The following is a 12159-nucleotide window of genomic DNA, read 5'->3' as shown; positions in this document are numbered from 1 at the left end:
AGCGAGCGGCTGGTCAGCGAGTCCGGGCTGGATTCGGTGACAGTGCTGGACCTCACCGCGCCGGAGACGGGTCTGGCCGCTCGCCGCGGCCTGCAGTTGGTCGCTGCCGATGGCGGGGTCTCCGCGAAAAGTGCTGCGGGCGTGGAGAAGTTCGCCACTCTCGATCAGGTCAGTGTCGCCGAGGCCGAGGCATTCGGGCGAGCGCTGGCCCGGTTCCGGCTGGCTACGGCCGCGCAGATGGTGAGCCTCGGCGATGGGGCTTCGACAGATCCGGGGCTGATGGCGCTGTTGAACATTCCCGATGCGGCGCAGATCGATCCGATCAAGGTCTGGCGGCCGCGCACCGCGCGGGAGCGGCTGCGCGTCCCGATCGGCATCACACCGGACGGCACGCCGGTGGAGATCGATATCAAGGAGTCGGCCGAGAACGGCATGGGCCCGCATGGTCTGTGCATCGGCGCCACCGGTTCGGGTAAGTCGGAATTCCTTCGCACCCTGGTGCTTTCGCTGGTGACATTGCACTCGCCCGATGCGCTGAACCTGGTGCTGGTCGATTTCAAGGGTGGTGCGACCTTTCTCGGCTTGGACACGCTGCCGCATGTGTCCGCGGTGATCACCAATCTGGAGGAGGAGCTCTCGCTGGTCGACCGCATGAAGGACGCGCTCGCGGGTGAGATGAATCGCCGTCAGGAGCTGCTGCGTTCGGCGGGTAACTACGCCAATGTCACCGATTACGAGAAGGCTCGTGCCGCGGGCGTGCCGCTGGATCCACTGCCCGCGTTGTTCATCGTGGTCGACGAGTTCTCCGAGTTGTTGTCGCAGAAGCCGGATTTCGCGGAGCTGTTCGTGATGATCGGCCGCCTGGGCCGGTCGCTGCACGTGCACCTGCTGCTGGCTTCGCAGCGCCTGGAGGAGAACAAGCTGCGCGGTCTCGAGTCGCACCTGTCCTACCGGATCGGCCTGCGCACCTTCTCGGCCAACGAATCGCGTGCGGTGCTCGGTATCACCGATGCCTACCACCTGCCGAGCGTGCCCGGCTCGGGCTACCTGAAGAATGACGCGTCGGATCCGTTGCGGTTCAACGCAAGCTACGTGTCGGGGCCCTACGAGTCGCCGGTCGCCAGCATCGTGACGGAGAACGGTGGTCCGGCGGCGCGGCAGCGCCCGGTTCTGTTCACCGCCGCGCCGGTTGAGCTATCCGAGTCCGAGGAGGTCGCGGCGGCCGAAGATCCGCTGGAACTGCCTCCGCCGCCGTCGAATCCGCTGCCGCAACCGCCGCCCTCGGCCGCCGGTGCGGTGCCGGGCGCCGAGGACCGCGTGCCGGCCACCCTGCTGGACGTGGTCGTACGCCGCCTCAGCGAGCACGGCAGGCCCGCACACGAGGTGTGGCTGCCGCCGCTGGACGAGTCGCCGAGCGTGGATATGCTACTGCCGGAGGCAGATTGGCGCTCACAGGTGAACAGGCACGGCCAGCTGTGGATGCCCATAGGCGTCATCGACAAGCCGTACCAGCAGCGCCGGGACGTGCTCACTATCAATCTCGCCGGCGCGCAGGGCAACGTCGCCGTCGTCGGCGGTCCGCAATCGGGCAAGTCTACGACGCTGCGCACCATCATCGTGGCGGCGGCCGCAACCCACACGCCGGAACAGGTGCAGTTCTACTGCTTGGATTTCGGTGGCGGCAGCATGGCGGGCCTGGCGGGAGTGCCACACGTCGGCTCGGTCGCCGGACGCCTCGACGTCGATCGGGTGCGGCGCACCATCGCCGAGCTGACCACGCTGTTGCGGCAGCGCGAGGAACGCTTCGCGGCCCTCGGTATCGAGTCGATGGCCGAGTTTCGGCGCCGCAAGTTCGCTTCGTCCCCGGCACCTGGCGACGATCCTCTGGCCGAGGACCTTTTCGGCGACGTGTTTCTGGTGATCGACGGCTGGGCGGTCGTCCGCGAGGAGTTCGAAACCCTCGAGACGCAGATCAATGCCATTGCGGCACAGGGGCTCTCGTATGGCGTGCACCTGGTGATCGCCGCGTCGCGGTGGGCCGAGATCCGTCCCGCGGTCAAGGATCAGATCGGCACCAAGCTGGAACTGCGCCTGGGCGACCCCTCCGATTCGGAGATGGGCCGTCGCACCGCGCACCAAGTGCCGCAGGGTAGGCCGGGTCGCGGCATCACCCCGCAGGAGTTGCACATGCTGATCGCGCTGCCGCGACTGGACTCCGGCACGGATCCGAATACTCTCGCCGGCGGGGTGGCCGCATCCCGGCAGGGGCTCGAACAGTTGTATCCCGATCGTCGCGCACCCGAGGTGCGGATGCTGCCGTTGCGGATCAGCCGTACGGAGGTCCTCGCCGCCGCTCGGTCCACGAACATCGAGCTCGGGCCCACCAAGATCGTGATCGGGCTCGGGGAATCCGAATTGCAGCCGCTGGTACTGGATTTCGCGACCGATCCGCACTTCATGGCTTTCGCCGATGTGGAATGCGGAAAGACCACGCTGCTGCGCAACATCGTCATGGGCATTGTCGAGCAGTCGACCTCGGATGAGGCCCGGGTCGTGCTGATCGACTATCGCCGCACCATGCTGGGCATGATCGAGGGCGAGTATCTCGCCGGGTACTCGAGCTCGTCGCAGACCTGCGGGCCGATGGTCCAGCAGGTGGCCGCCTATCTGGGCGAACGTATCCCGGACTCCGACATCACACCGCAGCAACTACGCGAGCGCAGTTGGTGGACCGGGCCGGAACTCTACATCGTCGTCGACGACTATGACATGGTTGCAACCAGCGGCACGGGCAATCCATTGACTCCGCTGATCGAATTCCTGCCGCAGGCACGCGATGTCGGCCTGCACATGATCGTGACTCGGCGCACCGGCGGCGTGTCCCGCGCGCTGTACGACCCGATCCTGGGCGGCTTGAAGAACCTGTCGGTGGACGCGCTGATCATGAGTGGTCCGCGGGACGAGGGCAAGCTGTTCGGCGATGTCCGGCCGAGCAAACTCCCCCCTGGCCGCGGCGTGCTGGTCTCCCGCAGCCGTGGCCAGGAGATGGTGCACGTGGCCCATCTGCCGCCGCTATGAACCGGGCACGCGTGGGTTGCTCGGTGCGCTGGATCCGGGGCCTGCCCCGGTCCGCGCGGGCGCGCCGACCGGTCAGCACAATCGCCGATCACACGACATTTCCGCCGACACTGATCGACACCGGGGGTCGTGCAGTTACGTTAGGCGCGTACTCGGCACTCTGATCACCACCAGGAGCGCGGGCGCACGCGATTGGCCAGGTCGACCAGGGCGTACCGGTGTACTCGGCGGGGCGAGATTCGGGCGATGCTCCGCAAGGTCGACTCGAGTGCTGCGCTCAACCCCTCCTCGGTGACCCGGAATCCCAGGATCGTGGCGTCCGGTGGCTCGGGTCGGCCACCGGCGCGCAGCCACGCCATCGCTGCGCCGAATAGAACAGCCTGGATCTGTAGCCGGCGTGGGTCATCACCGAGCGTCTGCAGCCAGACCGCTGCCTCGGACAGGTCCGCCTGGTCCAACTCGCCGGGCGAGCTGGTGACCAGCAGGCAGGCAGTCAGTCGTGCGGCGTTGTAATGCCGCGAACCGTCCGGCACCTGTTGCAGCGTCATGACGGCGGCCGCGCGGTTACCGTCGGCGAACTGTCGCCGAGCCAATCCGAAGGCCGCGCTTGCCATACCGCGATCGACGCGCCATACCGCGCGGTAATGCTCGGTCGCCTTGCGGCTCCATTGGGTGGTGTCGTCGATCTCGTCGCTCGCTTGGAGTATCAGTTCGGCCGTCGCGGCCAATGCCAGTTGTGGCGCCACCTCGCCCGGCACTCTGTCGAGCACCAGGTCGAAATGCGTGTATGCGCCCTCGAATTCGCGGTCGCTGAGATCGGCGAGGCCGGTGTACCAGTCGATGCGCCAGTCCAGGTGATGCTCGGCTCGCAGGCGTCCCAGTTCGGCGCGGGCACGATCGGCCGCGCCCAGATCGAGATCTGCGCGGATCGCCGTCAAAGCCCCTTCCAGCTCGAAGGATTCCGGTTCCGGAACGACTCCCGCGGCCATGTTGTCCCGGTGCAGCCGCAGAGTTTCCAACGCCTGGGCCGGATTACCGTGCAGCAGCGGCGATACCAGTTCTGCGCTGGGGTCCAGACTATCGACCAGCGGAATCGGTAGCGCAGCAATCACACTCGTCGCATCGAGAGTGGGTGGACGATGTCGGCCGTCGATGAGCCCGTCGGTCTGCCGCAGCAGCGTGGTAACCCCGAAATAGCCTCGTGGCGCGCCGAATACGGTGGAAGCCATCGGATATCCGCGGTCATGGTCCTCGGCGAGGACGGCCCGTAGCACGCCGTCGAGCTGTCGATGCAGCACAAGGATCGACGGAAACCGCTGTGCGGGATCGGGATCGGTTGCCCGGCGCAGGAACCGTTCGAATGTGGGATAGCGGCGCAGCACCAGGTTCTGCCCCGACGGTAGCCCCGGCAGCTTGCGTCCCTCCCCGTCGGTGGGCATGTCCAGGGTGAGCGCGGCCAGGGTCCGGCCCACGGTATAGATGTCGGACGCAATGGTCGGACCGGTCTCGGCGTACTCGGGTGCCTGATATCCGCGTGTGCCGTACAGGCTTCCGCCGGATTGCAAGGCCGCCACCGCACCGAGGTCGATGAGCTTGACCTCGTCGGTGGTCACCATGATGTTGTCCGGCTTCAGATCGTTGTAGGCCAGGCCGTACGAGTGCAGATAGTCCAGTGCCGGCAGTACCTCCGTCACGTAGGCGATCGCTTCGGCGACCGGAAGGCGCTGCGGCGCACGCTGGTCGAGCATCGTTTTCAGGGAGCGGCCGCCGACGTACTCCATCACGATGTAGCCGCTCGCGATGTTGTCAACGGTGCGGTGGGTGACGAAATTGAAGATCTTCACGATCGCCGGATACGCCGTGTCCGAGAGGAATTGGCGTTCGGCGAGCGCGACCACGCTGGCTTCGAAATCCAGGGGATTCTGCAGGCCTTTGAGCACCACCCAGCGGCGGCTGACCTTGTAATCGTGGGCGAGGTAGATCCAGCCCAGGCTGCCGTAGGCGAGGCACCCCTGTACCTCGTACTGGTCGGCTACCACCTCGCCCGGGCCGAGCAGGGGGCGAAAGTTGAACGACGCCCCGCAGTACCCGCAGGTGCCGACCGGACGGGCCGGGCCCGTGGAGTCGGAGCGACCGACCGGCTTCGAGCACTTCCAGCAGAATCGCTTGTTCTCCGGCACCTCGGGATCAGGCAGTACGGCCGCGGCAGGGTCGGTCGGCGTCGACTCCGGAAGCGCGACCAGACCCGCACCGAGCAGTCGTACGCTGGGCCGGGAACGAACCCACGCACGGCCCGAACCCGGTTCGGAATGTGTTGCGGCGGAGTCCATATCGCCTTCGCCCGCGTGATCCCGCGGCAATCGGCTCGTTTCGGTCGCCTCGCCTGCGCGGGTAGACCCCGTAGGCGTCAGAACGGTGTCCAGCGCAGGCTGGAGCGTCCCCGCCGACGTCCCGTCATGGCCGGATGCGGTGACATCTTCCGGCATTCGATCTCTCCCTCGCGCCGCGGCCATCCGGCCGGGCCACTGTCGTAGTCTAGGGAGACTGGTGCCACAGGCGCTTGAACGACTGCGCCATCCGGATAGAAGGTCTGTGACACGACCTGGCACTTTCGCGTCGAACCGCCCGGCAGCTGGGATCGCCAGCTGCCGAGCGGTGCAACCCGGTCTCGGGGGCGTCACTTGTTGGTGTCGAGACCGGCTTGCGTCAACGGGTTCCTGTGTTGTCGTCGTCGGAACCCGCCTGTCCGTGTTCGCCCAGCGCCATCGGGCGTTCGGCGAGTACGGGGAACTGGCCGGTGTATCCCTGGCGGGCGGCCGCGATTTGTGTGACCCGGCGTCGGGCGAGGTACCAACCGCCGACCATCAGCGGCAGCACGACCACGACCATGGCGATGACGGCACCGCGCTGAATCGGGTCACGGCCGAACCCCATCAAGCCGACCACCGATGCCAGGAAAAGCAGAGCAGCGATGTTGGTGTAGGGGGCGCCGATCAACCGGAAAGCAGGCCGTTCCATGCGACCTTCCCTGGACCATTGCCACAGTTTCAGCTGGCAGATCAGGATCGCCGCCCACGCCGCGATGGTGCCCAGCGCCGACATGTTCAACACGATCTCGAACGCCTTCTGCGGGACTACCGCATTGAGACCGACACCGGCCAGTGCGATCACGCCGGTCGCCAGGATGCCCACATAGGGAACACCACCCTTGGTCATCCGCGTGGCTACGCCGGGTGCGCTGCCGTTCATCGCCATCGACCGCACGATGCGTCCGGTCGAATACAGTCCGGCGTTCAGGCTCGAGAACGCGGCCGTGAGCACGATCAGGTTCATCACCGAACCCGCACCACCGATGCCGAGCTTGTCGAAGAACGTAACGAACGGACTGGTCCCCGCCTTGAACGCGGTGTACGGCAACAGCAGCGACAGCAGCACCAACGACCCGACATAGAACAGCGCGATCCGCGCGATCACCGAATTGATCGCCCGCGGCATGATCTTCTCCGGATTCTCCGCCTCACCGGCCGCCGTTCCGACCAGTTCCACTGCGGCATAAGCGAACACGACCCCCGTGGTGGACAAGACCAGCGGCAGCAAGCCGTGTGGGAAAAGACCGCCCTGCGTGCTGATCACACTGAATCCGGTGTCGACACCGTCGATCTGGAACCGGCCGGCGAGGAACACCAGCCCGATGACGAGGAAACCCACCAGCGCCACCACTTTGATCAGCGCCGCCCAGAACTCCATTTCACCGAACCAGCGCACCGACACCATGTTGATCGCGACCACGATCACCAGGGCGACCAACGCGATCGTCCATTGCGGAATCACCTTCGTCGCACCCCAGTAGTGCACATACGTGGCGATCGCGGTGATGTCGACGATGCCGGTCATACACCAGTGGAAGAAATACATCCAACCCACGCCGAACGCCAGCTTCTCTCCGTAGAACTCCCGCGCATATGACACGAACGAGCCCGAGGAGGGACGATGCAGCACCAACTCGCCGAGGGCCCGCAGGATGAAGAACACGAAGATGCCGCAGACGGCATACGCGATGAACAGCCCGGCACCCGCCTCCTTCAAACGGCCACCCGCGCCAAGGAACAGCCCTGTGCCGATCGCACCGCCGATCGCGATCATCTGCAGCTGGCGGGGGCGGAGCGCTTTGTGATAGCCGGCGTCCTCGTCGGCTAGTCCGTGTTCTGCGGCTCCCGAGCCCGCCGGGGGTCGAACGGTGGTCATGGAGGTTCCTCCTGTGACTTGGACCATGTCATTGATTGATGTAATATAACGGCAATTGATGTCACATACAAGAAGGAGGTACTGCCCGCCGAGTGCTCGGTGTGGTTGTCTTGGAGGTATGGCGGCAGAGGCGGAGTTCACGATCAGTTCGCTGGCGGACGAGTCCGGTGTGACGGTGCGAACGCTGCGTGACTACAGCGTTCGTGGCCTGCTGCCACCTCCGGAGATGAGGGGCCGCACCGGGTTCTACGGTGAAGAACATCTCAACCGGGTGCGGATCATCGGCCGGCTGCTCGAGCGCGGGATCACGCTCAACGGTGTCCGTAGCCTGCTCGAGGCCTGGGATCGAGGCGACGATCTGGCCGACGTCCTCGGCGTCGCCGCGCCCGCACCGTCGGCGTCATCGCAGCCGACCGACCCGATATCCGAGAAGTTCATTGCCGCAACCGATCTCGCGCGGCGTTTGCACGATGCTCCCGACGGCCTGCGCCGAGTGGTCACCGCAGGGATTTACGAACCGACTGACGCCACGACCTATCGAGTCGCCAACAGCGAATTGGCAGAGCTGCTCGAGGAACTCGTCGCCGACGGCATACCGGCAGCCGAAGCACTCGACGAGGTCGAGCAACTGCGCGCCGACTGCGATCACATCGCCCGGAAGTTCGTCGATCTGTTCGAACAAACCAGTGTGCGGACCTTCCGGCGGTCGGCGCACGGGCCGGAGGATATCGACCGCCTGGCCGAGCGTATGTCCACCGCTCGTTCCCGGCCCGGCCGGGTCGCGACCGCGTTGATCGACGAGTTCGTCGGCCGTCACCTGGCCTATCTCGTCGCACGCGACCTGGACAACATGCCTCCCGGCCGGGGCTGACACGCTCGCAACCGGAGTGGCGACGGTTTGCCTGTCGCACGGGGAGCCGCGGCCCGGGACCGAGCGCCGGGTCGGGCTTCTAGTCGGCCGAGATCATGCGTGGGTGTGCGACGTTTTCCGGCCGCAACAGCCGTTCGAGCTCGTCGGCCGGTAGCAGTCCTTGTTCGAGTGCGAGTTCGGCGACCCCGCGGCCGGATGCCAACGCCTCCTTGGCGATTCGGGTCGCGGCGTGGTAGCCGATGGCCGGATTGAGCGCGGTCACCAGGCCGATCGAATTGTCGACATACCCGCGCATGACCTGCGGGTTGGCGGTGATCCCGGCAATGCACCGGCGCGCCAGCACCAGGCACCCCGCCCGCAGCTGGGTGATGCTTTCGCCGAGCGAATGCAGAATGACCGGCTCGAAGGCGTTGAGCTGCAACTGGCCCGCCTCCGCGGCCATCGTGATGGTGAGATCGTTGCCGATCACCCGGAACGCGATCTGATTGACCACCTCGGGGATCACCGGATTGATCTTGCCGGGCATGATCGACGATCCCGCCTGCACCGGAGGCAGATTGATCTCGTTGAATCCGGCTCGCGGCCCGGAGGAAAGCAACCGAAGATCGTTGCAGCCCTTGGACAATTTCACCGCGATCCGCTTGAGCACGCCGGACAGGTGCACGAAGGCTCCGCAGTCCTGCGTGGCTTCCACCAGATCGGCGGAGGTTTGCAACGGCAGATCCGTGATCGCTCGCAAGTGCCGGCAGACGGCCTCGGTATAGCCGGGTGCCGCGTTCAGGCCGGTGCCGATGGCGGTGGCGCCGAGGTTGATCTCGTGCAGCAGGGTCGCCGCCTCGTCCAGACGTTGCCGGTCCTCGCAGAGCATGACCGCGTAGGTGCCGAACTCCTGCCCAAGGGTCATCGGCACCGCATCTTGCAGCTGGGTGCGGCCCATCTTCAGAAGATCACCGAATTCCGTTGCCTTGCGCAGATATTCGGCGCGCAGGACCTCCATCGCCTTCGATAGGTCGCCCAGTGCGCGGATGGTCGCCAGCCGCACCGCACTCGGATAGGCGTCGTTGGTGGACTGCCCCAGGTTGACGTGCTCGTTCGGGTGGATGCGGGTGTAGTCGCCCTTGTCGTGGCCGAGTAGTTCCAAAGCGCGATTGGCGATCACCTCGTTGGCATTCATGTTCGTCGAGGTGCCCGCGCCGCCCTGAATTACATCGACGACGAACTGGTCGTGCAGTGCGCCCGACCGGATGTCGGCGCACGCGGCGGCGATCGCACCCGCGATATCCGGCGCCAGCAGGCCCAGTTCGGCGTTGGCGCGCGCGGCCGCCTCCTTCACTGCCGCCAAGGCCACGATCAAGTGCGGGTTCGCCGCGATCGTCGTACCGGTGATCGGAAAGTTCTCCCGGGCCCGGGCGGTATGGATGCCCCAATAGGCACCGGTCGGGACCTTCTTCTCACCCAACAAGTCCTGTTCGGTGCGGTAGCTCATGGGGTGTGTCCTTCGCGTTGCAGGTGCGGCACAAGAGTCCATTTGTCATTATTCAACGTATTATAACATCAAATAACGACACATAATACGGTGGCGGAGTCGCCTTGAGCCCGGCTTCCACCCTGACCAGATGGCGGGCGCTCAGAATGGGTGCATCAGCTGGAATCGCGACCACGGCCGACGTTCAACCAGTCACGCATCGCACGTGTCACCCGGTCTGGTGCCTCCCAGGGCGCGAAATGCCCGACGCAGTCGAGTCGATCGATCGTCAGGTGGGGAACGGCGCTGGGGCAGGTCGTCGAAAGGTCTTCTGGAAAACGAACGGTGCGATGACGATGATCAGTCGCGTGATGCGTTCGGGATGGTTGAGGGCCGCCAGCCACGCGATCGCGCCGCCCCAATCGTGCCCGGCCAGGGTGAAGTGATCGATCCGGTAGTGCTCGGCCAGCGCGATGAGGTCGGCGACTGGCCTGTCCGGCGTGTAGTTCTCGACGCCGTGCGGCTTGGAGGACTCGGCGAAGCCGCGCTGATCGGAGGCGAGGACGAAATAATCCTTCGCGAGATCATCGATGAGATCATGGAGGCGGCGATCGCCCGCAATGCCGACCTCGCCGCCCAGCTCACCGAGGCGCATATCCGCTGCACCACTGAGCTTTTGGTCCAATCGCCCAGTCGCACACCGGCTTCAGCCTCGGCGTTACACCCCACCGCCCCGCAGTCGATTTGATCCAACGACCGACTTCGGTCCTGCAAGGAACCTCGAGCGATCAATTCCGCAGACAGCCGCCCCTCCCGGTCATAAGCGGTCTGCCCCAACAACTGTCGCGGTTGTAGCCGCGCCAGTCGTTGGCACTCACGTCAAGCAGCGTCGGGCCTCTGACCAGGCATACCGGTCAGGAACTTCAGTCGTTCCACCCGTCCTGCCGGGTCATTCCAACAAGGTAGTCCTCTGCACGCACTTCCCCGCCACAGACGACCTCGCCGAGGTCACCCGGCTCGCGGACATCGCCACTTGAACGGCCCGGCAGCAGAAAGGGGCCTATGCCCCTGCACTGCTGAAGTCCTTGCGCGCGCACTTCAGTTATCCGAACCCAGAGCTCCGATACCCATGTCCACTGTGTCGGCAGGATGTAGATCCCTGCCGACGACGAATGCGGTTGTATCTCAGCGGAACTCGGCGATGTTGCGGGTGACCCAGTCGGCGAAGGGGCGCGGGGCGCGGCCGAGGACGTACTCGACGTCCGGGCTGATCCGCAGCTCGGCCGCGCTAGGGGCAATGCCGCGCAGTTCGGGTGATCCCGGCGGGGGTGCGGGCCCGGAGTACTCGGCCGCCGAGGATGGTGGATTTCAGTTCCGAATAGGTTGTTTCGATCTGCCATCGCTGCGCGCCTGCACCGCCCGCCCCGATTCCAGCGCCGCGTCGACCATCTCGAACGGCACGATCCGGGTCAGCTCCCCCAGATGCCCCGGCGCGAACCGGCACGCGGCTACCACTACTTGCTTGGTGATGACAGACTGCTCCAACGGCGGAACTCTCGGCTTCAAGGGTCGTCTTGCGAGGACAAACCTCTTTACCGGGGTTCCGCCGTCCACCGTTCACGACACACCCTGCCGCACAACAAAACCCACTTGACCCACGGCCTCACGGCCTAAACTGCGCGGCATTGCAGTTAGCACTGGTGTCCGGAGGGGGTATCGACCAGTACGCCAACCTCCTGCAACACCGAAAACTGCTGGTCATCGGCAAATCGAACTAGGCGAGGAACTGGCCGATGATCGCACCGACCGCACAGCCGATGATGGCACCCACCAGGAAGAACCAGATCCCGATGAGAATGCCGATGACACAACCGATCATCTCGCCGACCTCGACGACGGCGAAGTTTCCCTGTGCCTGGTGCAGCCCGGGCACGGGGGCCGACGCCGGAGTCAGCGTCAGTTCCGTGCCGGTGTTGTCCAGCGTCGGCGTGAGGTTGAACGTCTGCCCGGTCCGGGCCTGCAATGTCGTCGGAATGGTGCCGACGATGGTGCCGTCGTCCGCGGTCACGGTGACCGCGTCGCGGCCGAGGGTGAATCTGCTGGAGGCCAGCCGCACCAGCGCGCTGGTGTGATCGGCGGCGAGGGCGGTGGTGTAGGCGACGGGACCGGCGTTCGCGCCGACGGTGACATCCGAGGCCACCCCCGCCTGACCGTTGGCCGTGACGGTGGTTGTGGCGGTGGCCGCGATAGCCAAGATCGCGGTCGCCAGGAGCTTCTTGATCTTCACCACACTTCCATTCGTTCCGATTTTCGACATTCCCAGACGAACGGCATTGCATGGGATCGCTCCCGGCTATCTTCTTGTCTTCGGACAATATCGCATTTCAGAGGAAAGTCTTGGCGCACATGCCGCTAGATAGCTATTTCGTCGCAATCGGACATCCTTGCTGGTGAGGGTGTCGAGGTTGCGACAGCTGATCGGCAGGCACAGGCTGCCCCG

General features: G+C 65.4%; 8 protein-coding genes. 2 read left to right on the top strand and 6 right to left on the bottom strand.

Going from position 1 to position 12159, the window contains the following annotated elements; translation table 11 throughout:
- On the top strand, positions 1 to 3078 hold a 3078-nt coding region (gene eccCb, locus NP3_RS05825; protein ID WP_063038540.1), incomplete at its 5' end, for a type VII secretion protein EccCb.
- 164 nt (positions 3079 to 3242) lie between these two features.
- On the opposite strand, the gene NP3_RS05820 is transcribed toward eccCb, so the two are convergent.
- Positions 3243 to 5564 carry a serine/threonine-protein kinase gene (locus NP3_RS05820; protein WP_063038538.1) on the bottom strand — a complete coding sequence of 774 codons (2322 nt, stop codon included), beginning with the start codon at positions 5562 to 5564 and terminating at the stop codon, positions 3243 to 3245.
- Between the two features lie 220 nt (positions 5565 to 5784).
- Positions 5785 to 7323, bottom strand: coding sequence for an amino acid permease (locus NP3_RS05815; RefSeq protein WP_063038536.1), 1539 nt, complete (start codon positions 7321 to 7323; stop codon positions 5785 to 5787).
- Positions 7324 to 7441: 118 nt separating this feature from the next.
- On the opposite strand from NP3_RS05815, the gene NP3_RS05810 reads away from it, so the two are divergent.
- Entirely contained in the window at positions 7442 to 8194 is a 753-nt protein-coding gene (locus tag NP3_RS05810) for a MerR family transcriptional regulator (protein ID WP_063038534.1), read from the top strand.
- A gap of 79 nt (positions 8195 to 8273) precedes the next feature.
- Here NP3_RS05810 and NP3_RS05805 read toward each other — a convergent pair whose 3' ends face one another.
- The 4 genes from NP3_RS05805 to NP3_RS05795 all read right to left on the bottom strand — a co-directional run bounded on the left by NP3_RS05805 (position 8274) and on the right by NP3_RS05795 (position 11946).
- A complete protein-coding gene (locus NP3_RS05805) occupies positions 8274 to 9680 on the bottom strand; it encodes an aspartate ammonia-lyase (protein ID WP_063038533.1) in 1407 nt (468 codons plus the stop codon).
- Between the two features lie 268 nt (positions 9681 to 9948).
- Complete coding sequence (locus NP3_RS05800) at positions 9949 to 10314, bottom strand: alpha/beta fold hydrolase (protein WP_063038531.1); 366 nt, start codon at positions 10312 to 10314, stop codon at positions 9949 to 9951.
- 713 nt (positions 10315 to 11027) lie between these two features.
- A complete protein-coding gene (locus tag NP3_RS47650; RefSeq protein ID WP_157124140.1) occupies positions 11028 to 11204 on the bottom strand; it encodes a hypothetical protein in 177 nt (58 codons plus the stop codon).
- A 229-nt stretch (positions 11205 to 11433) separates the two neighbouring features.
- Entirely contained in the window at positions 11434 to 11946 is a 513-nt protein-coding gene (locus NP3_RS05795; RefSeq protein ID WP_063038542.1) for a DUF8020 domain-containing protein, read from the bottom strand.
- Positions 11947 to 12159: the final 213 nt, after the last annotated feature.

Source organism: Nocardia pseudovaccinii NBRC 100343, from assembly GCF_001613225.1.
In the GTDB taxonomy this organism is placed as follows: domain Bacteria; phylum Actinomycetota; class Actinomycetes; order Mycobacteriales; family Mycobacteriaceae; genus Nocardia; species Nocardia pseudovaccinii.
This window is presented reverse-complemented; position numbering and strand designations above follow the sequence as displayed.

Bases quoted from the DNA above. Each gene is read 5' to 3' on its own strand.
- NP3_RS05810 (WP_063038534.1), top strand. From the start codon at position 7,442: ATGGCGGCAGAGGCGGAGTTCACGATCAGTTCGCTGGCGGACGAGTCC.
- NP3_RS05800 (WP_063038531.1), bottom strand. From the start codon at position 10,314: ATGCGCCTCGGTGAGCTGGGCGGCGAGGTCGGCATTGCGGGCGATCGC.
- NP3_RS05820 (WP_063038538.1), bottom strand. From the start codon at position 5,564: ATGCCGGAAGATGTCACCGCATCCGGCCATGACGGGACGTCGGCGGGG.
- NP3_RS05805 (WP_063038533.1), bottom strand. From the start codon at position 9,680: ATGAGCTACCGCACCGAACAGGACTTGTTGGGTGAGAAGAAGGTCCCG.
- NP3_RS05815 (WP_063038536.1), bottom strand. From the start codon at position 7,323: ATGACCACCGTTCGACCCCCGGCGGGCTCGGGAGCCGCAGAACACGGA.